General features: G+C 67.3%; 15 protein-coding genes and 1 tRNA gene. 10 read left to right on the plus strand and 6 right to left on the minus strand.

The window, feature by feature from the left end:
* Positions 1–68 precede the first annotated feature (68 nt).
* The 3 genes from SPHPH_RS0110665 (at position 69) to SPHPH_RS0110675 (ending at position 3,440) form a co-directional block, all read left to right on the plus strand.
* Positions 69–713: a DUF47 domain-containing protein gene (locus SPHPH_RS0110665; protein WP_028966683.1), complete on the plus strand. Its 645-nt coding sequence runs from the start codon at positions 69–71 to the stop codon at positions 711–713.
* Between the two features lie 18 nt (positions 714–731).
* Positions 732–1,745: an inorganic phosphate transporter gene (locus SPHPH_RS0110670; protein ID WP_028966684.1), complete on the plus strand. Its 1,014-nt coding sequence runs from the start codon at positions 732–734 to the stop codon at positions 1,743–1,745.
* A gap of 234 nt (positions 1,746–1,979) precedes the next feature.
* The gene (locus tag SPHPH_RS0110675; RefSeq protein WP_028966685.1) at positions 1,980–3,440 is read left to right on the plus strand and encodes a DUF4403 family protein; all 1,461 of its coding nucleotides are present in this window, start codon (positions 1,980–1,982) and stop codon (positions 3,438–3,440) included.
* 93 nt (positions 3,441–3,533) lie between these two features.
* Here SPHPH_RS0110675 and SPHPH_RS0110680 read toward each other — a convergent pair whose 3' ends face one another.
* Positions 3,534–4,208 carry a hypothetical protein gene (locus tag SPHPH_RS0110680; RefSeq protein ID WP_028966686.1) on the minus strand — a complete coding sequence of 225 codons (675 nt, stop codon included), beginning with the start codon at positions 4,206–4,208 and terminating at the stop codon, positions 3,534–3,536.
* Positions 4,209–4,312: 104 nt separating this feature from the next.
* The gene (locus SPHPH_RS0110685) at positions 4,313–5,800 is read right to left on the minus strand and encodes a replicative DNA helicase (RefSeq protein WP_028966687.1); all 1,488 of its coding nucleotides are present in this window, start codon (positions 5,798–5,800) and stop codon (positions 4,313–4,315) included.
* A gap of 85 nt (positions 5,801–5,885) precedes the next feature.
* Here SPHPH_RS0110685 and SPHPH_RS0110690 point away from each other — a divergent pair, with 85 nt between their 5' ends.
* Genes SPHPH_RS0110690 through SPHPH_RS0110700 form a run of 3 tightly spaced genes read left to right on the plus strand, consistent with a single transcriptional unit; the run spans position 5,886 to position 7,513 of the window.
* The gene (locus tag SPHPH_RS0110690; RefSeq protein ID WP_028966688.1) at positions 5,886–6,368 is read left to right on the plus strand and encodes a UPF0262 family protein; all 483 of its coding nucleotides are present in this window, start codon (positions 5,886–5,888) and stop codon (positions 6,366–6,368) included.
* Positions 6,369–6,399: 31 nt separating this feature from the next.
* Positions 6,400–7,074: a glycoside hydrolase family 25 protein gene (locus SPHPH_RS0110695; protein ID WP_162143923.1), complete on the plus strand. Its 675-nt coding sequence runs from the start codon at positions 6,400–6,402 to the stop codon at positions 7,072–7,074.
* Positions 7,067–7,513, plus strand: a complete 447-nt coding sequence (locus SPHPH_RS0110700) for a cytidine deaminase (protein WP_028966690.1) — start codon at positions 7,067–7,069, stop codon at positions 7,511–7,513. The genes SPHPH_RS0110695 and SPHPH_RS0110700 overlap by 8 nt, the downstream gene beginning before the upstream one ends.
* A 460-nt stretch (positions 7,514–7,973) precedes the next feature.
* Here the strand turns inward: SPHPH_RS0110700 and SPHPH_RS0110705 are convergent.
* A tRNA-Leu gene (locus SPHPH_RS0110705) sits at positions 7,974–8,057 on the minus strand.
* 109 nt (positions 8,058–8,166) lie between these two features.
* Here SPHPH_RS0110705 and acs point away from each other — a divergent pair.
* The 3 genes from acs to SPHPH_RS0110720 all read left to right on the plus strand — a co-directional run bounded on the left by acs (position 8,167) and on the right by SPHPH_RS0110720 (position 12,137).
* The gene (gene acs, locus SPHPH_RS0110710; protein WP_028966691.1) at positions 8,167–10,095 is read left to right on the plus strand and encodes an acetate--CoA ligase; all 1,929 of its coding nucleotides are present in this window, start codon (positions 8,167–8,169) and stop codon (positions 10,093–10,095) included.
* 165 nt (positions 10,096–10,260) lie between these two features.
* Positions 10,261–11,109, plus strand: coding sequence for a formyltetrahydrofolate deformylase (gene purU, locus SPHPH_RS0110715; RefSeq protein WP_028966692.1), 849 nt, complete (start codon positions 10,261–10,263; stop codon positions 11,107–11,109).
* Positions 11,110–11,192: 83 nt separating this feature from the next.
* Entirely contained in the window at positions 11,193–12,137 is a 945-nt protein-coding gene (locus SPHPH_RS0110720; protein WP_051272964.1) for an alpha/beta hydrolase, read from the plus strand.
* Between the two features lie 207 nt (positions 12,138–12,344).
* On the opposite strand, the gene SPHPH_RS0110725 is transcribed toward SPHPH_RS0110720, so the two are convergent.
* Together SPHPH_RS0110725 and SPHPH_RS0110730 are read right to left on the minus strand one after the other, a co-directional pair.
* Complete coding sequence (locus SPHPH_RS0110725; protein ID WP_037489474.1) at positions 12,345–15,161, minus strand: TonB-dependent receptor; 2,817 nt, start codon at positions 15,159–15,161, stop codon at positions 12,345–12,347.
* A 506-nt stretch (positions 15,162–15,667) separates the two neighbouring features.
* Entirely contained in the window at positions 15,668–17,764 is a 2,097-nt protein-coding gene (locus SPHPH_RS0110730) for a malate synthase G (RefSeq protein WP_028966695.1), read from the minus strand.
* 92 nt (positions 17,765–17,856) lie between these two features.
* Here SPHPH_RS0110730 and SPHPH_RS19475 point away from each other — a divergent pair, with 92 nt between their 5' ends.
* Positions 17,857–18,798: a LysR family transcriptional regulator gene (locus SPHPH_RS19475; RefSeq protein ID WP_037488446.1), complete on the plus strand. Its 942-nt coding sequence runs from the start codon at positions 17,857–17,859 to the stop codon at positions 18,796–18,798.
* Here SPHPH_RS19475 and SPHPH_RS20470 read toward each other — a convergent pair.
* On the minus strand, positions 18,739–21,351 hold the full coding sequence (locus SPHPH_RS20470) for a PAS domain-containing protein (RefSeq protein ID WP_162143924.1): 2,613 nt from the start codon (positions 21,349–21,351) through the stop codon (positions 18,739–18,741). The genes SPHPH_RS19475 and SPHPH_RS20470 overlap by 60 nt on opposite strands.
* Positions 21,352–21,428: the final 77 nt, after the last annotated feature.

Raw genomic sequence — 21,428 nt, forward strand, 5'->3', positions numbered from 1 at the left:
CGGCCTTCCGGTGCGATCGTGTCCGGAACGGTGCAGCTATTCTCTAGATTTGTTCGGGATGGAGTTTGATGTTCGCCTGGTTCCAGCGACTGTTGCCGAAGACCGGCAATTTCTTCGAGCAGTTCGAAGGACATGCCGCCATCGGCCTGGCCGCCGCGCGCGCCACCGCGCAATTGCTGGAGGGCGGGCCGGACCGTTCCGCGTTGCTGGTGGACATCAACAAGCGCGAAAATGAGGCCGACGAAATCACCCGCGACGTGCTGAAAAGCGTGCGCGCGACGTTTTTGACGCCGTTCGATCGCGGCGCGATCACCGCGCTGATCGGTGCGCTCGATGATACGATCGACGAAATGTACGCGGCCGCCTCGGCGATCGACCTGTACGGACTGACCGAATTCGCGCCCGAGATGCGCGAGATGGCGCAGGTGGCGGTCGATGCCGCCGGGCTGGCGGTCGAGGCGATGCCGCTGCTGCGCGACGTCAGCCGCAACGGCCCGCGGCTGCACGAACTGACCGAGCAGCTGATCCGGCTGGAAGGCCGCGCCGACGATTGCCACGCCGCCGGGCTGCGCCGCTCGCTGGGGCAATATGGCAAGAGCGACACGCTGCGCTTCGTCGTCGAGCGTGAGATCTACAAGCATCTGGAGCGGATCCTCGATGCGTTCGAGGATGTCGCCGACGAGATCGACGGCATCGTCATCGACCACGCCTGACGCCCGGTCGACGCTCCCATGCACGAACTCGCCTTTCCCCTGTTGGTCGGCCTTATTCTGGTCGCGCTGGCGTTCGATTATCTCAACGGACTGCACGACGCCGCCAATTCGATCGCGACGGTGGTCGCCACGCGGCTGCTGTCGCCGGTCAAGGCGGTGGCCTTCGCGGCGTTCTTCAACTTCGCCGCCTATTTCCTGACGCTTGCGGTGCCCAGCCTCCATGCGGTGGCGGAGACGATCGGTAAGGGCCTGATCGATAAAGACGTCATCACGCCGGCGGTGATCTTCGGCGCGCTGGGCGGGGCGATGACGTGGAACGTCATCACCTGGCTCAAGGGCATTCCGTCGTCGAGCAGCCACGCGCTGGTCGGCGGGTTGGTCGGCGCGGGCGTCGCGCATGCCGGGATGACCGGGGTGAAATGGGCCGGGCTCAACAAGACGTTGCTGGCGATCGTGCTGTCGCCGGTGATCGGCATGTTCCTCGCGATGCTGGTGATGTTGCTGTCGAGCTGGGCGTTGCGCCGCTCGACCGCGCCGCAGGCGGAGCGCAGCTTCCGCGCGCTGCATCTCGCATCCTCGGCGGCCTATTCGCTGAGCCACGGGCTCAACGACGCGCAGAAGACGATGGGGATCATCACCGTCCTGCTTTATTCGACCGGCTATCTGACCGGGCCGTTCGAGGTGCCGCACTGGGTGGCGATCAGCTGCTACATCGCGATCGCGCTGGGCACGATGACCGGCGGCTGGCGGATCATCGAGACGATGGGCTCGCGGATCACGCGGCTGTCGCAGCATCAGGGGTTCAGCGCCTCGCTGGCCGGATCGATCGTGGTGTTCAGCGCCTCGACGCTCGGCATTCCGGTATCGACCACACATACGATCACCGGATCGATCATCGGCGCGGGCGTCTCGCGGCGCGCCTCCGCGGTGCGCTGGGGCGTGGCGAAGAATGTCGTCGTCGCGTGGGTCATCACGATCCCGGCGTCGGCAGTGGTCGGGGCACTGGTGTATTCGACGACGTTGCTGTTCTGACGCCGGATCGACGTGCGGGCTTCTCGAAGGCTTGCATCTGCCAACCCGAGCAACTTTCTCCTTCCTCGTCGCGGACTTGATCCGCAACCCCGCTCCATCGGACTGCTAAAAAAAGAAGTGGGGTCCCGGATCAAGTCCGGGACGACAGGAAGGGCGTGAACCCCTTACGGTACCAACAAGGATCGAAACCAGCCGTTACGGATTGGTAACATCAATCAGGGGACGGAGACCGGCGTGCGGCGCGTGTTGTTCATTTTCGTGCTGCTCGCCGCGGGGTGTGCGCGGCATGATCCGTCCCCTGCCCCGCCGCGTGTCGAAAGCGCGATCGCGCCCTTCCCCGACCAGACCTCGACGATCGTCGTGCCGATGACCGCGCGGCTCGATCAGCTCGAGCGCGGGCTCGACAAGGAAACGCCGCGCGTGCTGTGGACGATCGACGAGCATCGCGACCGGTGCGTCAAGGGCAAGCGCGTCGACCTCGGCATCGGCAAGGTCAAGGTGACGCCCGACCTCGGCTGTCGGCTGGTCGGGCAAGTGACCCGCGGCGCGATCCAGGTGTCCGGCGCGGGCGAGCGGCTCGACATCACCATGCCCGTGTCCGCGGTGATCCATGTCCGCGACATCGGCGGGGTGCTGGGCGAGACGGTGACCGCGCGCGCCTTGGTGCATGCGACCGGCAAGCTGGCGATCGTCGGCAATTGGCAGCCGCGCGCAACGCTCAACCTCGCCTATGACTGGCGCGAGCCGCCGGGGATCGAGATCGCCGGACAGCGGATCACCTTCACCAGCCGCGCGGACCAGAAACTGAAGCGCGTCGTCGCCAAACTGGAGCGCGATCTGCCGCGCGAGGTGGCGAAGCTCGATCTGCGCGCGCAACTGGACGGTGCGTGGCGGCACGGCTTCACGGTCGTCGAACTCAGCAAACGCAACCCGCCCGCCTGGATGCGCATCGTGCCGCGCGCCTTGGGGGTCGGCGGCTACCGGATCGATGGACGGCAGTTGCAGTTGACGCTGGCCGCCGAGGCGCTGACGCAGACGTTCGTCGGCAAGCGCCCCGCCGATCCGACGCCCGCACCGCTGCCGCCGCCGTCGCGCGTCGCCGGGCAGCCGGGGCTGCGGTTCTTCATCCCGGTGCTCGCCGATTATGCACAACTGGAACCGGTGGTGTTGCGCACGCTGCGCAAGCTGGCGGCCAAGGGCATCTCGCTGACGGGGGTCGGTCCGGTCGACGTCGATTTCGGCAAGGTCACGGTCTATGCCACCACCAACAACCGGCTGGCGGTGGGCGTGACCGCGCGCGTCGTGCCGCGCGACCGCGCGTTTCCGGCGACCAGCGGCGAGGCGTGGCTGACCGCGCAGCCGTATAATGACGAGAATTCGCAGCTGGTGCGCGCGCGCGACGTCCAACTCGCCGCCGATACCGACTCCGACGCGGTCGACCTGATCGTCAGCCTCGTCGACGCCACGCAGGTGCAGCAGGCGGTGGCGCTGGCATTGCAGCACGATTTCGCGCCCGATTATCAGCACGTACTCGGCAAGGCGCAGGCGGCGATCGGCGCGCGGCAGGAGGGCGACTTCTTCCTGTCGACCGATGTGACGCGGGTGTCGACCGGGCGGTTGCAGGTGACCGGCGCCGGGCTGTTCCTGCCGGTGCGTGCCGAGGGCGCCGCGCGGATCGCGTATCGGCCGCGGTGAGGCCCTGCGCGAAGTTGCGAGCGGAGCGAAGCGATCCGGGAGCGCACCAAGACGCCCTGGATTGCTTCGCTCCGCTCGCAATGACGACGTTAGTTAGAAGCGCCAGCCGAGCGCCAGTTGCACGATCGGCCAGACCTTTACCTTGTCGACATCCTTCTGGAGCGACACGCGTTCGCGCTCCAGCGCGGCCTGGAAAGCGGGATCGTCACGCAGCGTCCCGCTCGACTGGAAACGCTCGATCCGGTACGCACCCTGGAACAGCGCGCCGAATTCAGTCCCGAAATAAAAGCCGGTGCGGTTCTTGCCCGCCCAGCCGAACGTCAGCGCGGGTGCGAACTTCTTGACGTTCGCACGGCCGCTGATCCGTCCGACCTCGGCTGCGGTATAATCCTCCTCGCCGATCGTGGTCTCACCGCTGGGCGTCAAGCCGACGTCGACGCGACTGCGGTTGATCCTTGCGCCCGCCGAGAGCCGGAACGCGCCGCCGAACGGATAGACGTCGGCCATCCCGCCGAACGACTTCAGCCGGACCTTGGCATCGTATTTCTCTTCGTCGGACTCGGCGGTGCCGTTGCCGGTCAGAAAACCGGCCCCGGCGCGGATACCGAGATGATCGTTGAAGCGCACGCCCAGCTCCGGGCCGATACCCAGCGTTCCCACCGTCACCGCGGCGCGGACGTGCGTGCCGTTGTCGGCGTTCTGTGCGCGTGCCGGGGTCGTGCCCAGCATCAGTCCAGCCGCCAGCGCGGCCGCCCCCATCGTCTTCATCTTATCCCCCTGTCAGGCCGCCCCCCGGCGGCTCGATCACGCCCTTGTGCGATTTTGCGCGCTGCGTCTTACCCTGAATCAATTAGGGCGATCAGTTTCCTGCATCAGAAGCCGGCATAATCCGAGAAGCGCGTAATCGTCGGGTCGAATTTCAGCACCACCTTGCCGGTCGCGCCGTGACGCTGCTTGGCGACGATCAGCTCGGCGAGGCCGTAGACGCGCTCCATGTCCGCCGCCCAGCGCGCGTGATCCTCGAACACCTTGGCCTCGTCGCCCTCCATCGGGCGCTTGGGCTCGCGCTGCGCCGTGTAATAATCCTCGCGGAAGACGAACCACACCATGTCGGCGTCCTGCTCGATCGACCCCGATTCGCGCAGATCCGAGAGCATCGGGCGCTTGTCCTCGCGGCTTTCGACCGCACGGCTGAGCTGCGACAGCGCGAGCACGGGGACGTTCATGTCCTTCGCCAAGGTCTTGAGCCCGCGCGAAATCTCCGAGATTTCCTGCACGCGGTTGCCGTCGCCCTTGCCCGAGCCGGTCAGCAGCTGGAGATAGTCGACCACCACCAGCCCGATCTCGTTATTATGCCGGCGCTGGAGCCGGCGGACGCGGGTGTGGAGCGAGGCGATCGTGAGGCCGCCGGTATCGTCGATGAAGAACGGCAGGTTTTCCAGCTCCGCCGCCGCCGCCGCGAGTTGCTCGAACTCGGCCTTGCTGATCTTGCCCATGCGCAGCGCCTCGGAACTGATCCGCGATTGTTCGGCGAGGATACGCGTCGCGAGCTGGTCGGCGCTCATTTCGAGGCTGAAGAACGCGACCTTCGCGCCGACCGACTTCGACGGCGGGATGCCGTCGCGCATGTCGCGCATCCAGCGTTGCGCGGCGTTGAAGGCGATGTTCGTCGCGAGCGAGGTCTTGCCCATGCCGGGACGCCCGGCGAGGATCATGAGATCGCTGTGGTGCATGCCGCCGATCTTGGAATTGACCGAATCGAGCCCGGTGGTGACGCCCGAGAGATTGCCGCCCCAGTTGAGCGCCTTCTCGGCCATCTTGACCGCCATCGTGCTGGCCTGCGCGAAGCTCTTGACGCTGTTCTCGGCCCCGCCGTCGGCGGCGACGCGATAGAGTTCCTCCTCGGCGGCCTCGATCTGCGCGCGCGGGTTGACCTCCTCGCTGGTGTCCATCGCGCGATCGACCATCGAATGGCCGACCGAGACGAGCGTGCGCAGCATCGCGAGATCGTAGATCTGCGTCGCGAACTGCCGCGCGCCGATCAGCCCCGCGCCCGACCCGGTGAGGCTGGCGAGATAGGCGACCCCGCCCAGCTCCTTCATGCCCTCGTCGGCCTCGAACATCGGGCGCAGCGTCACGGGGGTGGCGAGCATGTCCTGCGATCGCAGCGACTTGATCGCGGCGAAGATGCGACCGTGGACTGGCTCGTAAAAGTGCATCGGCTCGAGGCGGTCGACGATGTCGTCGGCCAGCCGATTGTCGATCATCATCGCGCCGAGCATCGCGGCCTCGGCCTCGACGTTGCGGGGCAGGTGGACGGGTTCGGCCGAAGCCGGTTGCGGGAATGCCAGAGTCGCCATTTCCCCGGCTATAGTCGATCGCGGCGCATCGCATAACCGGGGAACGACGTTGTCGCGGCGCGACTTCGGCTTTAACGGGACACGGATGGCCGATCCGCGGATCATCGACATCGAACTCGACGAGCGCACGATCCTGTGGCGCTCGGCCGATATCGAGCAGGAACGGCGGATCGCGATCTTCGACCTGATCGAGGACAATCACTTCGCGCCGCAACGCGAACAGCCCGACGGTTATGCCGGGCCATATCGCGTTAAGCTGGGCGTCGAGGAAGGGCGGCTGGCGATCCAGATCGCGCGCGAGGACGGCACCCCGCTGGAGACGCTGGTGCTGGGGCTGGCGCGATTCCGGCGGCCGATCCGCGACTATTTCGCGATCTGCGACAGTTACTTCCAGGCGATCCGTCAGTCGACGCCCGCGCAGATCGAGACGGTCGACATGGCGCGGCGGGGTATTCACAACGAGGCGGCCGAGCTGCTGCGCGAGCGGCTGGACGGCAAGATCGATATCGATTTCGACACGGCGCGGCGGCTGTTCACGCTGATCTGCGTCCTGCACATCAAGGCTTGAGTTACGGATTATGTGGGGTTTGGGACGGCTCGTGCTGGTTCTGGCCGCGTTGGCGCTGGCCGGCGTCGCGGCGTGGCGGCTTGCGGTGCGCTGGGCGCCGGGGGTCGAGAAATATCCGGTGCAGGGCGTCGACGTGTCCGAAAATACCGGCACGATCGTGTGGCCGGTGCTGAAAGGTGCGTCGGGCGCACGCTTCGGATACGCGGTGGCGACGGTCGGTGCCACGACGCGCGACCGCAACTTTCAGGCGAACTGGGATGCAATGGCCAAGATCGGGCTGAAGCGCGGCGCGGTGCACGTCTTCTCCTTCTGCCAGTCGCCGCGTGTGCAGGGCGACGTGTTCAACACCGTCGTGCCGCGCGACCTGAAAGCGCTGCCCGCCGCGATCGCGTTCGATTATGACGAGACCTGCGCCGACCGGCCCGAGCGCGCCGCGCTGATCACCGGGGTGCGCGCGATGATCGAGCGGATCGAGGCGCATATGGGCAAGCCGGTGGTGCTGCGCATCTCAGGCCGGGTCGAGGACGATTACCGGCTGACCGAGGCGCTGGACCGCAAATGGTGGGCGATGGGCAATTTCCTGAAGCCCAGCTATGGGGCGCGACCGTGGGCCGTGTGGCGCGCGAGCGACATGCGCGGCGTCGACGGGGTCGATGGACCGCTCAACTGGGATGTGGCGACAGAAGGAGCCTTCGAAAATGAGTGACGCCCCCCGGTTAATCGCCGCCGCGCGTGAGGCTGCGCGCCATGCGCACGCACCTTATTCACGTTTTGCGGTCGGCGCGGCGGTGCTGCTGACCGACGGCAGCGTCGTGACCGGCGCGAATTTTGAGAACGCCAGCTACGGGCTGTCGCTGTGCGCGGAGACGGTGGCGATCGCGACCGTGTCCGCGCAGGGGCGGCTGCGCGAGGTGGTCGCGGTGGGCGTGATCGGCGGGGCGATGGACGCTGAGGGGCGCGCGCGCGGCGACCAGCCGGTGCGGCCGTGCGGGCGGTGCCGGCAGGTGCTCAACGAGGCGGCGCAGATGGGCGGGCGCGATCTGGCGGTGCATTGCGCGGGCGCCGAGGGGGACGCGGTGGCGAGTTACCGGCTGAGCGAGCTGTTGCCGGATGCGTTTGGGCCGGGGGATCTGGGGATTTCGTGAGGTACGGGGAGTAAACCCAGTTCTGTTACCCCGGACTTGATCCGCGGGGGCGCTTCTTTTCTCGGGCACGGGGAAGAAGAAGCGGGATCCCGGGTCAAGCCCGGGATGACGGTAGAAGGTGAGCGGGCCCCCGCCCCAAGCGCCGTCGCCCCTGCGCAGGCAGGGGCCTATCTCTGCTTCGTCCGGGCGGGATGGCTGACACATGCGGCGCCATGCCCGTGACCGCCGTTTCGCGACACGACGCAGACATGGGCCCCTGCCTGCGCAGGGGCGACGGAATTTGGTGCGGGCGGCGCTGGTCCCAGTGACCATCGCCCCTGCGGAGGCAGGGGCCTATTTCTGTATCGTCCGGGTGGAACGGCTGACACATGCGCCGCCGCCCCCGTGACCACCGCCGCGCGGCACGGTACAGACATGGGCCCCTGCCTGCGCAGGGGCGACCGGCGTTTTTGATTTGGGGTGGTGCGGGCGGTCGGACTCGAACCGACATGTATTGCTACGGCAGATTTTGAGTCTGCTGCGTCTACCATTTCGCCACGCCCGCAGCGTGCGACCGGCGGCGCTATAGGACAGCAATTCGGCGCTGGCTAGGTGTCGCTGTCTTGACCCATCACCTACTTAGGAGTCATCGCACGTCGCCATAGGAGAGCTGCATGAGCGATAGCGTTTACCCCGCCCCCGCAGGCACCGACGACAGCATCGACCGCGCGCAGGCCGCGGCGGCGTGGCAGCGCTCGGTCGACGACCCCGAGGGCTTTTGGCGCGAGGAAGCGCAGCGGCTCGACTGGATCGCACCGTTCACGCAGGTCAAGGATACCTCGTTCGACGAGGCCGATTTCCGCATTCGCTGGTTCGCGGACGGCGTGCTCAACGTCTCGGCCAATTGCGTCGACCGTCATCTGGCGACGCGTGGCGACCAGACCGCCATCATCTGGGAGGGCGATGAGCCCGGCGAGACGAAGACGCTGACTTATCGCGAACTGCACCGTGACATGTGCCGTTTCGCCAACGTCCTCAAATCGCTGGGCGTCAAGAAGGGTGACCGCGTCACGCTCTACCTGCCGATGATCGCGGAGGCGGCGGCGGCGATGCTCGCCTGTACGCGGATCGGCGCGATCCACTCGATCGTATTCGGCGGCTTCTCCCCCGACAGCCTCGCCAACCGCATCCAGGATTGCGATTCGACGCTGGTGATCTGCGCCGACGAAGGCTGCCGCGGGGGCAAGCGCATTCCGCTGAAGGCCAATGTCGACAAGGCGGTCGCGCGCTGCCCGAGCGTCCAGCATGTCCTCGTCATCCGCCGCACCGGTGGCGAGGTGGCGATGAGCGAGGGGCGCGACATCTGGCTTCACGATGCACTGGAGGGGGTGAGCGACGATTGCGCGCCCGAGCCGATGAACGCCGAAGACCCGCTGTTCATCCTCTATACCTCGGGGTCGACCGGCAAGCCGAAGGGCGTGCTCCACACCACCGGCGGCTACCTGTTGTGGGTGACCAAGACGTTCAAGGACGTGTTCGATTACCGCGATGGCGAGGTATACTGGTGCACCGCCGATATCGGCTGGGTCACCGGGCACAGCTATGTCGTGTACGGCCCGCTGGCGAACGGCGCGACGACGGTGATGTTCGATGGCGTGCCGAACTATCCCGATCACGGGCGGCTGTGGGAGACGATCGACCGGCTGGGGGTCAACATCCTCTACACCGCGCCGACCGCGATCCGCGCGCTGATGCGCGAGGGCGACGATTGGGTGACGCGCCACGACCGTGGATCGCTGCGGCTGCTGGGCAGCGTCGGCGAGCCGATCAACCCGGAGGCGTGGAGCTGGTATCACCGCGTCGTCGGCGGCGGGCGCTGCCCGATCGTCGATACGTGGTGGCAGACCGAGACCGGCGGCATCCTGATCTCCCCCCTGCCCTATGCCACCGACCTGAAGCCGGGCTCGGCCACAAAGCCGCTGCCGGGCGTGCAACCGCAGCTCGTCGATGCCGAGGGCAAGGTGCTGGACGGCGCGGCCGAGGGCAATCTGTGCATCACCGATAGCTGGCCGGGGATGATGCGCACCGTCTGGGGCGATCACGAACGCTTCTTCCAGACCTATTTCAGCACCTATCCGGGGAAGTATTTCACCGGCGACGGGTGCCGGCGCGATGACGACGGCTATTATTGGATCACCGGGCGCGTCGATGATGTCATCAACGTCTCCGGCCACCGCATGGGCACCGCCGAGGTCGAATCGGCGCTGGTCGCGCATGCCAAGGTCGCCGAAGCGGCGGTGGTCGGGATGCCGCATGAGGTGAAGGGTCAGGGCATCTATGCCTTCGTCACGCTCAACAGCGGGGTCGAACCGTCGGACGAGTTGCGGACGGAATTGCGGCAATGGGTGCGCAGCGAGATCGGGCCGATCGCCAGCCCCGATGCACTGCAATTCGCGCCCGGGCTGCCCAAGACGCGGTCGGGCAAGATCATGCGCCGCATCCTGCGCAAGATTGCCGAGAACGACACCGGCAATCTGGGCGATATTTCGACGCTCGCCGATCCGGGGGTGGTCGAGACGCTGGTCGCCGAACGGGTGCGATAGCGCTTTGGCGATCTGCCTTCTCCCGTCATCCCGGATTTGATCGGGGATGCCGCTTCTTGCGCCGGTCATCAGGAAGAAGCGGGGCCCCGGATCAGGTCCGGGGCGACGGACGAGGGAGCCGGCGGGATGTGGGTTAATCCGGACCAATCAACGCAAGGGCGGATGATGGACGATCTGTACATACTGCGGCTGTCGTGTCGCAACCGGCCGGGACTGGTGGCGCGGGTCGCCACCTTCCTGGCCGAGCGTGGCGGCGACATCATGGATGCGCAGCAATTCGACGACCGGCTGAACGAGCATTTCTTCATGCGCGTCGTGTTCGCGCTGCCCGGCGCCGACGTGGCGGAGCTGCGGGCTGCCTTCACCCCGGTCGCGGCGGCGATCGGCGCGGACTGGACGCTCCAGCCCAAGGCGCGGCTGCCGCGCGTGCTGTTGATGGTGTCGAAATTCGACCATTGCCTCGGCGACCTGCTGTACCGGCAGCGGCTGGGCGAGCTGCCGATGGAGGTGGTCGGTATCGTCGGCAACCACCCGCGCGAGGCGCTGACCGTCGATGTCGGCACGGTGCCGTTCCACCACCTGCCGGTGACGCGCGAGACGAAGCCGGCACAGGAGGCGGCAGTACGCGCGCTGGTCGAGGAGACCGGCGCGGAGCTGGTGGTGCTCGCGCGCTATATGCAGGTGCTGTCCGACGAGATGGCGGCGTGGCTGTCGGGACGATGCATCAACATCCACCACAGCTTCCTGCCCGGCTTCAAGGGCGCCAAACCGTATCATCAGGCGCACGAGCGCGGCGTGAAGATGATCGGCGCGACCGCGCACTACGTCACCGCCGATCTCGATGAGGGACCGATCATCGCGCAGGACGTCGAGCCGATCGGGCATGCCGACACCCCTGACGATCTGGTGCGTAAGGGACGCGATATCGAGCGCCGCGTACTCGCCGAGGCTGTACGGCTGCACCTTGAAGGACGCGTGCTGCTAAATGGCGGGCGGACGGTAGTTTTTCGCTGAGGCGACACTTGGCAGCCCCCTTACGTTAGCGCTATCTTTTGCAGGCTCGCTGCGGCGGGACGCGAAAAGATAACGATGGAGGGATGGCCATGACGAGGCGCAAGGTTCGTAACGGATGGGTCGCGGGCTGGGCGGCGGTGCTGCTCGCGGGGGCAGCGTCGCCTGTGCTGGCGCAGGCCGACAGGATGACGCCGATCGCTACCCCGGCGCAGCCGACCGCGATCACGCTCGACACCGGGCCGCTGCCCGATGCGCCGAACAAGGAGGCGTGGCACCGGCAATATGGCAGCACCTTTACGCGCAACGTGACGGTCGCGACGCTGACCCCTTTCCTCCCGGCCCCCGGCACCGCGACCGGTGCGGCGGTGGTGGTCGCGCCGGGCGGTGGGTTCCGCACGCTGTCGATGGAGAATGAAGGCTGGGACGTCGCCAAGGCGCTGGCGAAGCGCGGCGTGGCGGCGTTCTTGCTGAAATACCGGCTGAACCAGACGCCCGCCGACATGCCCGGTTTCGAGAAGTCGATGGCGGAGATGTTCTCCGGTTCCGCGCCGCGACCGCGGGTCGATCCGGGCGCGATGACCGCGCGGCTAGGGCCGCAGATCGCCGATGCGCGCGCCGCCTTCGCGCTGATCCGGAGCCGTGCCGCGGAGTGGAAGGTCGATCCCGACCGGATCGGGATGATCGGCTTTTCGGCGGGCGCGATGCTGACGATGGCGACGACGCTTGCCGGGCAGGACGCGAAGCCGGCGTTCGTCGCGGACATCTATGGTCCGCTCGGCGCGGTCGAGGTGCCGGCGGATGCGCCGCCGCTATTCATCGCGCTGGCGGCGGACGATCCGTTCTTCGCCAATGACGGGATCGGACTGGTCGACAGATGGCGCGCGGCGAAGAAGCCGGTCGAGTTCCACCTGTACGAGCAGGGCGGGCATGGCTTCGGCATGTACCAGAAGCCGACGACCAGCACCGGGTGGTTCGATGCGTATGTGCGGTGGCTGGGGATGCACGGGTTGCTGGCGAAGAAGAAGTAACCCGTCGTCGCCCCTGCGCAGGCAGGGGCTATGACTGTTTCGTCAAGCGGAGGGGCTGACACAGCAGCCAGCGAGCATGTGTCCGATGATCCTCGGCACGAGACAGTCATGGGCCCCTGCCTTCGCAGGGGCGACGGTGTTTCTGGCGAGTGTACGAAGACCCGGCCGCCGGTATCGCCCCTGCCTTGGCAGGGGGCGACGGGAGCGTCAGAGGCGGAAGCGGATGCCGAGCGAGTAATAGCGGCCTTCCTCGCGGACATCGACGGGATAGCCGGCGTCGGCGGCGAAGTTGCGATAGTTCTGCCACGGCTGCGCGAGGATGTTGCTGACGTCGGCGGTGAGCGTGATGTTCTCGAACGGCGTATAGGACGCCGAGAAGTCGAGCCGCGAAATCGGCCGCACCGTCACGCCCGCGAACTGCGCCTCGCCAGGGTTGCGGGTGAAGCTGTCGACGAACTCCGAGCGGCGATTATACGACAGCCGCGCCGAGATCGGGCCCTTTTCGTAGAAGCCGGTGGCATTGTACGTCCACTTCGACACGCCGGTGATCGGGACGACCGGCGCCGCCTCGCCCAGCGTCGAGGGCAATTGGTTGGTGCCGTCGAGGTAGGTGACGTTGAGCTGCGTCCCGAAGCCGCTGAGCAGGCCGGGCAGGAAGTCGAAGAAGGTCTGGAAGTTGGCCTCGGCACCCTTGATCCTGCCCGAACCGGCATTTTCTGGGCGCGATATTTGCACCCGGCCAAAGGTCGGATCGTCGACGACCGAGGTATAATTGCTGATAAAACCGAACAGGTCGCGGTAGAAGACCGACGCCGTGAACGAGCCGGTCGGCGCGAAATACCACTCCAGCGTCGCATCCCAATTGTTCGAGGTCAGCGGCTTCAAATCAGGATTTCCTCCGCTGCCGGTCGCGGCGAAGGCAGCACCAGTATCGGTATTGCGGGTAAAGCTGAACGCGGGATTCAATTGATTGAAGTTCGGTCGCGTCCGCGTTTCGGTGTAGGCGAGGCGCGCCTGCAGCTTCGGCGTGAACTTCAACCGCGCGCCGAACGACGGCAGCACGTCGACGTAATTCTGGCGATTGATCTGCGGTACGAAGGAGATGACGTTGTTGGTGCTGAGCCGCGTCACACCCCGATAGGTGCCGTCGTTGTTGACGACGCGCACGCCCGCGGTGCCGTCGACCTCGACGCCGGCAATCGTGAAGTCGTAGTGCGCCATCGCATAGGCGGCATAGGTGCTTTCCTGCGCGCTGAACCCGCCGTCCTCGCGCAGCGCAATCTCTTCCTGACCGAAGCGGGCGACACTGTCGCGCAGGTCGACGTTGGTCGGATCGCGCGCGATCAACTGAGGGCCAACCGAATAGGTCAGCGCGCGCAACGCGTCGAAGTTCGAGCGGATCGCGGTGCGCGACGGCATCAGCCAGTTGCGGAACTGCGCGGCGGGCTGACGGAAACCGTCCTCGACCTTCTCCAGCGCGCCGGTCGGCAGGCTGGCGAGCGGGATGCCGAGCGCGTCGGTGGCGAGGTAGCGGTCGCCCTGCTCCAGCTTCGCGGTGCGCGATACCCAGCGGACGCCGAAGTCGAGCCGCTGGATCAGCGGCAGTTCGGTATCGAGCTGCAGATCGGCGCGCCACTGATGCCCTGCGCCGGTCGCGTGGTACCGCTTCTGATAGAAGCCGCGCCAGATGTAATTGTCGGGGTTGAGCGCGTCGAAGCCGGGGAAGTTGAACGATGCGCCGCCGTCGCGGTCGAACTCGACATCGACCTGCGGCGACGAGGCGAAGCGCGCGTCGAGGCTGTATTCGAGCTGCGAATAGGTGCTGTAGGTATAGGCGTAGTCGCTGCTGATCTTCGCGCGGTCGCCCTTCCATACGAAGCCGATCGCGCCCTGATAGGTGTCGGTGCGGTCGTTGAAGGTCGAGCGGAACTGCTGCGGGGCGAGCCCACCGGTCTTGGTGAGGCTGAGCACCTTGCGCGGATCGCTGGGGTCGAGGACGATGTTGCTGAGCGTCGGGCGCGTGCCGTTCTGACCGGGTAGCGCCAGCGTTTCCGCCTCCAGCAGCGCGGTGAAGTTCTCGTTCGACTGTTCGCCGCGATACGCCTGCCACAGTCCGTCGGCGTAGACCTCCAGCCGGTCGTTCGGGCGCCATTGCAGGCTGCCGTTGACAGACGGCCGCGTGCGGGTGCCGGTCGCGAAATAATTGCCGACCGAATTGGGGATACGGAAATCGGTGCCGACGCCCGGTGTCGCGACGGTCAGGTCGTCGTTGGCGTTGTTGACGTCGCCGGTCGGGGTGCGGGTCGTCTGGTCGTTGAAGCGGACCGCGTTGCGGTAGCGCGTGCGGGTGACCGCGACGTTGACCAGCGCGCCGATCTCGCCGATCCCGGTGTCCCAGCGGTCGGTGATCAGGATGTTGCCGACCGGGTCGAGTTTGCCCGACTGATCGTTGTACGCGCCGCGGATGCCGCCGGCGATCTCGAAGCCGGTGAAGTCGAACGGGCGACGCGAGCGGACGTTGACCAGCCCCGCCAGCCCCGGCTCGATCAGGTCGGCGGTGCCGGACTTGTAGACCTCCAGCGCGGCAAGCGCACCGGCCGGAAAGTCCTGAAGCGCGACGCCGCGGTTTTCGGCGGTGAAGATCTCGCGGTTGTTGAAGGTGGTGCTGATGTCGCCGAGACCGCGGATCAGCACACCGTTCGCTTCGTCGTTCGAGCGGTTGACCTGCACGCCGGTGACGCGCGCCAGCGCCTCGGAGGCGTTGTTGTCGGGCAACTTGCCGATGTCCTCGGCGACAACCGCATCGAGGATCGACGTCGAATCGCGCTTGAGCGCCTGCGCCGAGCGGAGGCTGGCGCGCACGCCGGTGACGACGATGTCGTCGGCGGCGGGGCCGGTGGTGGCGACCGGCGACGTCGGCGCGACCGCGCTCGCCTCCTGCGGCAGCGGTGCGTCCTGTGCGGCGGCGAGGCCCGGCGTCAGCGCGGTTCCGGCCAGCAATGCCGTTCGGAACAGGGTTTTCATCGTCGCCTTCACTGCATCTCTCCCAAGCTCCGCAGCCGGTGCCGCGGCGTTTATTAAATCAGACATAATGCTCGGAGTATTGAAGCGTCAATATCATGACAGATTCATGCAGCACAGATTTGCAAAAATTAAGTGAGACTCCACTGAGTGTTAGCAATGCAGAACAAGGCGACCTAGGGCCTTACTGGGGCTCAGCTTGTCTGACATTCGCGTCGGCTTACCGCGCATGATCACCTGCGCTGAAGGCGAACACACGACGACGGTAGGTTGGCGAGGTGGCGGTGCCCCGCCCTCAATTCGTCCGCTTGTTCGCCGATGCTGCCTGCTCGGCTTTGGCGCGGTAACCAGCCGCCATCGATCGCAGGAATGCAGCGTCGCCACGACTGTCGAGTTCGCTCGCGAGCCGGCCCTAACGCGCGGCCTGCGCCAGAAGATGCCTTACAATCGATTCCACAACAAAGGAGCGAACAAGGGCGGGAACCGTTCCCGCAGTTCACCGTTTTGGGTCACCCAGCAGCCTTGGCCCCGCGGCGATACAGATGAAGCAACGGCTCGGTGTAGCCGCTGGGCTGTGCGGTGCCCTTGAACACCAGCGCACGCGCCGCCTGCATCGCGAGGCTGTCGGGCGTCAGTGGACGATAGGCCGGGTCGGACGCATTCTGGGCATCGACCCGGGCCGCCATGCGCGTGAACGCGGCATCGACCTGCGCCGCGGTGGCGACGCCGTGCTCCAGCCAGTTGGCCAGGTGCTGCGACGAAATGCGCAACGTCGCGCGGTCTTCCATCAGCCCGATGTCGTGGATGTCGGGGACCTTCGAACAACCGACACCCTGATCGATCCAGCGCACGACATAGCCCAAAATGCCTTGCGCATTGTTGTCGAGTTCGTCGGCAATCTCCTGCGCCGACCAGTTGTGCCCGGCAGCGAGCGGGATCGTCAGCAACGCGTCGAGCGACGCCACCTGCTCGGTCGCGCGCGCGGCCTGTCGCGCGGCGACGTTGACGCGGTGGTAATGCGTGGCGTGGAGCGTCGCGGCGGTCGGCGAAGGTACCCAGGCGGTAGTCGCCCCGGCACGCGGGTGCGCGACCTTCTGTTCGAGCATGTCGCGCATCCGGTCCGGCGCGGCCCACATCCCCTTGCCGATCTGCGCCCGCCCCGCCAGCCCGCAGGCGAGCCCGATCTGGAGGTTGCGATCCTCGTATGCGGTGATCCATGCCGCGCTCTTCATGTCCGCTTTGCGCACCATCGCTCCGGCGTGCATCGCGGTGTGGATCTCGTCACCGGTGCGATCGAGGAAGCCGGTGTTGATGAAGACGATCCGGTCGCGCACCGCATGGATGCAGGCGGCGAGATTGGCGCTGGTACGGCGTTCCTCGTCCATGACGCCGATCTTGATCGTGTGCCGCGCCAGCCCGAGCAAATCCTCCACCGCGTCGAACAATCGATCGGTGAACGCCGCCTCGTCGGGGCCGTGCATCTTGGGCTTGACGATGTAGATCGAGCCGGTGCGGCTGTTGTAGCGGCCGCCCAGATCGTGAAGGTCGTGCACCGCGATCAGGCTGGTGATCGCCGCATCGAGGATGCCTTCCGGCGCCTCGCTTCCGTCCGGTAGCAGGAGCGCCGGCGTCGTCATCAGATGACCGACGTTGCGCACGAAGAGCAGACTGCGTCCCGGCAGCCAAAAGGCTTTCCCATCGGGCGCGACATAGCCGCGATCGTCGTTGAGCCGACGGGTGAGCGTCCGCCCGCCTTTCTCGAACGTCTCCTCCAGATCGCCGCGCATCAACCCCAGCCAGTTGGCATAGGCCGCCACCTTGTCTGCGGCATCGACCGCGGCAACCGAATCCTCGAGATCGCAGATCGTGGTGAGCGCGGATTCGAGGATCACGTCGGCCAGCCCTGCGGCATCGTCGCGCCCGATCGGGTGCGTGCGGTCGATCACCAGCTCGATATGCAGCCCGTGGTGGCGCAGCAGCCAATTGTCGCCCGCGCGCCCGGCCAGTTGCGACGGATCGGCGAGCGCGGGCATGCCCCCTGCCCAGTCGCGCCAGCTTCCGTGCGCCAGCGGCACCGCATCGTCGAGGAACGCGCGCGCCCAGTCGATCACCTGCGCGCCGCGTGCCGGATCGTAGCCGGGGCCGGCGGCGGCACCCGGCAGCGCATCGGTGCCGTACAGCGCATCGTACAGGCTGCCCCAACGCGCGTTGGCGGCGTTGAGCAGGAAGCGGGCGTTCAGGATCGGCACCACCAGTTGCGGCCCGGCGATGCGTGCGACCTCGTCATCGACGTCGCGCGGCGCAATCTCGAACGGTGCCGGTTGGTCGACCAGATAGCCGATCGCGCGCAGGAACGACTGATAGGCGACCGGATCATGCGGCTGCCCGACCCGATTGCGGTGCCAGGCGTCGATCTGCGCCTGCAACGTGTCGCGGTGGCGAAGCAATGCCGCATTCTCCGGGGCGAAGCGCGCGTAAAGCGCCGCAAGGCCGCGCCAAAAGGCATCCGCCGCGATGCCGGTGCCGGGCAGCGCGCGTTGCTCGACGAAGGAGGCAAGCTCGCTTGCGACCCGCAATCCCGCGCGATCCTCATAAACATCGGCCATCGTGCACCTCCTCCTCGCCGACCGACATAAACGCCTTGCGATCCTGTCGGTAGCAGACAAAGGTTCGAAACACCTTTTCCTTGGAAGAACGAATGCTCGATCCCGATTACGTGCTGTTCGCGCAAGTGATCGAGGCGGGCAGCCTGTCGGCGGCGGCGCGCGCGCTGGGCATCTCCCCGGCGATGGCGTCGAAGCGGCTGGCACGGCTGGAGGCGCGGCTGGGCGTGCGGCTGATCCAGCGCACCACGCGGCGGCTGGCCGCGACCGATGCCGGCGAACGCTTCCACGCCGATGTCGTCGCGATCCTGCGCGACATCGCCGCGGCGGAGGCGCGCGTCACGGGGGTCCGCGACGAACCGACGGGGGTGCTGCGCGTGTCGGCGCCGACATCGTTCGGGCGGCTGCATATCGCGCCGCGGCTGCACGACTTCCTGCGCGCCGCGCCGCGCGTGACGCTGGAGCTGAACCTGACCGACGCCAATGTCGATCTGGTCGCCGAGCGCGTCGATGTCGCGGTTCGGATCGCCAGCGAGATCCCGCCCAGCCTGGTCGCGCATCGGCTGGGAAACAGCCGGCGGCTGCTGTGCGCGGCCCCGGCGTATCTTGCCGAACATGGCCAGCCGCGCACGCCGGGCGAATTGATGCGACACCGGCTGCTCGCCGCGGACGGGCAATGGCCGTGGCGGTTGGTGAACGGACGACGGCGACAGGCGATCGACGGGCAGAGCCACGTGCGCACCAATTCGAGCGAGATCGTCCGCGAACTGGCGTTGTCCGGCGTGGGCATCGCGTTGCGATCGATCTGGGATGTCGGCGACGCGCTGGCGGCGGGACGGCTGGTGCCGGTGCTGCCCGGCTGGGAGGGGCCGAGCGATCTGGCGATCCACGCGCTGCATCCGCGCGCGCCCGCGGTTCCGGCGGCGGTGACCGCGTTCGTTGCCTTCCTGCGCCGGACGCTCGATCCGGCGCCGTGGTCAGCTATTGTGGCGGGAGATCGGGATCGCGATCCGGCAGCGGACGCCGTCGGCGCCTAGCACGAACGAAGTTTGCGCGCCGAGCTGATAGGGCAACGCCCGCTCGATCAGCTCGCGTCCCTCGCCCGATCCGATCGGGACGCTCCCGGACGCGGGCATCGGGACGCCGGTTTCGTGCCAGTCGATATGCAGCCACGGCGTCCCGTCCTCCCCCGCCGACAGGTTCCACGTGATCGCGAGCTTCCCGCCCGCGGTGCCGAGCGCCCCGTATTTGACGGCATTGGTCGCCAGCTCGTGCAGCGCCATCGCCAGCGTCTGCACGGTCGACGAGCGCAGCCGCACGCCCTTCGGCCCCGAAAGCGTGACCGCCGCCGCCTCCCCGTCCAGCGCGGCCATCTCCGCATCGAGCAGGCTGTCGAACGTGACGCGATCACTGTCTGACAGCCGCGACAACAGTCCCTGCACGCGCACCAGCGCCTGCAGGCGATCGCCGAACCGCTGGTGGAACTCGACCAGATCATGGCTGGAGCGCGCGCATTTGTCGGCCAGCGCGCGCACCACGCCGATCAGGTTGCGCGTGCGATGCTGAAGCTCGGCGATCAGCACCTGCTGCCGCTCGGCCCAGGCGCGGCGCTCGGTAACGTCGACGATTGCGCCGACCATCCGCACCGGTTGCGCGGCATCGTCGAAGAAGAAGCGCCCGCGCGCCGAATGCCAGTGCACCGACCCGTCCGGGTGGACGACGCGGAATTCCTGCTTGTAGGGGCGCCCGCCGCCCATCGCCTCGGCCATCAACGTCTCGGCCTCGGCCCGATCGTCGGGATGGACGCGCGCCAGCCACGCCGAATAGCTGGGCTCGACCGAGCCGACCGGATAGCCCTGCAGCAGGAAATGCTCGGCCGACCAATGGACTTCGTCGGTCGCGACGTTCCAGTCCCACAGGCCGATCCCGCCGACCTCGACCGCACTGCGCAGCCGTTCCTCGCTGCGCGTCACCGCCTCGCGCGCATGATGCGACGCGGTGACGTCGGAGGTGATGCCGCCGATCAGCACCACCTGACCCGCGGCATCGCGGATCGGAAATTCGGTGGTTCGCAGCCAGCGCGTTCGGCCGTCGGGGGCGCATCGGATGCGGTAATCGACGGTGGCATGTTCGCCGCCGCGCACGCGGGCGGTCGCCGCCTCCACCTGCGCGCGGTCGTCGGGCAGGATCAGCGCCAGCCAGTTGCGGTAATGATCGCCGGTCAGCACCTGTCGCCGCGGCTGGCCGTAGATCGTGCGGAACGCCGGCGTGACATAGCGCCAGTGCAGCGTCCGCGCATCGCGGATCCACAGCGCATCACGAGAGGCATCGCCGAACAGGCGCAGCATCTCCTCCCGCTCGCGCAGCCGCTCGGTCGCCTGCCGCTGTTCGGTGACGTCGAAGACGACGCCGTGCAGGATGCGCGTATCGGGGCCATCGGCGCGCCCGCGCCACCGCAGCCAGCAGCCCGCGGTCGGCCCGGCGACGATCTCCAGCTCGCCGTCGAATTCCTCGCCGGGCACGATGCGGCGCGTGACGAAGCGGTTGACCGCCTCGCGCCCCTCCGGAGACAGGCGGTCGAGGAAGTCGGTCGCCAGCCGCGGCTCGTCGCTGGGCGGCATGCCGAGGAACGCGAAGAAGCGCGCGTCGCCGCGCACCTCCCGCGTGGCCATGTCGATCCGCCACGCCCCCATCCCGCCGCCGTCGAGCGCGATGCGACGCATCTCCTCGCTGCGGCGTACGACCTCCTCGGCGGTACGCCGCGCGGTGATGTCGATCCCGGTGCCGAACCATTCCACCACCCGGCCATCGGCATCCACCACCGGCAGCGCGCGCGACGCGACCCAGCCGATCGACCCGTCGGGACAGCGGACACGGTGCTCCAGCTCGAACATCGTCGGGCCGTCGAGCGCGATGGCCATCGCCGCGAACACCGCGCCGCGATCCTCGTGCGGGATGAAGCGTTCGACCCAATCGTCAATCGGCTCGGTCACGTCGGGCAGCATATCGCGCCCGTCGAGATACAACAGCGCGCGCCAGTCCGCGCTCATCCGGAACAGCATGTGGCGCCCGGTGGTCACCATCATCCGCAACTGCGCCTCGCTGTCGCGCAATTGCGCGGTGGCGCGGCGATGATCGGTCACCTCGACAAGCTGCTGCAACGCGCCCGCGACCACGCCGTCGGCATCGCGGATCGGCAACCAGGTGATGTCGAAGCTGCGGCGCTCATACTGTCCGGCCGCATCGCGCATCGACACTTCGCGCCCCGCCACCGACACCGCCGCGCCCGCGAGCACCGTCGCCAGCCGCTGCGCCACCTCGTCATCGTAGATGTCGTCCCACCCTTCCGCGACCGGCCGTCCGAGCAGCGCCGGATGGCGATCGCGCGCAACCTCGACATAGGCGTCGTTGTACATTTGCAGCAGCGCCTCACCCCACAGCAGGGTCGCGGGGCGCGGCATCGCGAGCATCGTCTCGACCGTCGACAGCAGTTCCGCCGGCCAGGTCGCGATCGGGCCCAGCGCGGTCGCCGCCCAATCGAAGGCGCGGATCCGCGCCGCCATGTCCCCGGTGCCGGACGGTCGCGTCATTCCTGGCTTCATCCCCGTCAGCAAAGCGCGAACATTAAACTTTGGCAAGATAAGCCTTTGGCGCGGCAAGCACGATA

This window comes from Sphingomonas phyllosphaerae FA2 (assembly GCF_000427645.1).
GTDB lineage: Bacteria > Pseudomonadota > Alphaproteobacteria > Sphingomonadales > Sphingomonadaceae > Sphingomonas > Sphingomonas phyllosphaerae.

What these genes read in the sequence shown, in the direction of transcription:
- SPHPH_RS0110665 (WP_028966683.1), top strand. Translation starts at nt 69, where the DNA reads ATGTTCGCCTGGTTCCAGCGACTGTTGCCGAAGACCGGCAATTTCTTC.
- SPHPH_RS0110670 (WP_028966684.1), top strand. Translation starts at nt 732, where the DNA reads ATGCACGAACTCGCCTTTCCCCTGTTGGTCGGCCTTATTCTGGTCGCG.
- SPHPH_RS0110680 (WP_028966686.1), bottom strand. Translation starts at nt 4,208, where the DNA reads ATGAAGACGATGGGGGCGGCCGCGCTGGCGGCTGGACTGATGCTGGGC.
- SPHPH_RS0110685 (WP_028966687.1), bottom strand. Translation starts at nt 5,800, where the DNA reads ATGGCGACTCTGGCATTCCCGCAACCGGCTTCGGCCGAACCCGTCCAC.
- SPHPH_RS0110690 (WP_028966688.1), top strand. Translation starts at nt 5,886, where the DNA reads ATGGCCGATCCGCGGATCATCGACATCGAACTCGACGAGCGCACGATC.
- SPHPH_RS0110700 (WP_028966690.1), top strand. Translation starts at nt 7,067, where the DNA reads ATGAGTGACGCCCCCCGGTTAATCGCCGCCGCGCGTGAGGCTGCGCGC.
- acs (WP_028966691.1), top strand. Translation starts at nt 8,167, where the DNA reads ATGAGCGATAGCGTTTACCCCGCCCCCGCAGGCACCGACGACAGCATC.
- purU (WP_028966692.1), top strand. Translation starts at nt 10,261, where the DNA reads ATGGACGATCTGTACATACTGCGGCTGTCGTGTCGCAACCGGCCGGGA.
- SPHPH_RS0110720 (WP_051272964.1), top strand. Translation starts at nt 11,193, where the DNA reads ATGGCCATGACGAGGCGCAAGGTTCGTAACGGATGGGTCGCGGGCTGG.
- SPHPH_RS0110725 (WP_037489474.1), bottom strand. Translation starts at nt 15,161, where the DNA reads ATGAAAACCCTGTTCCGAACGGCATTGCTGGCCGGAACCGCGCTGACG.
- SPHPH_RS0110730 (WP_028966695.1), bottom strand. Translation starts at nt 17,764, where the DNA reads ATGGCCGATGTTTATGAGGATCGCGCGGGATTGCGGGTCGCAAGCGAG.
- SPHPH_RS19475 (WP_037488446.1), top strand. Translation starts at nt 17,857, where the DNA reads ATGCTCGATCCCGATTACGTGCTGTTCGCGCAAGTGATCGAGGCGGGC.
- SPHPH_RS20470 (WP_162143924.1), bottom strand. Translation starts at nt 21,351, where the DNA reads ATGACGCGACCGTCCGGCACCGGGGACATGGCGGCGCGGATCCGCGCC.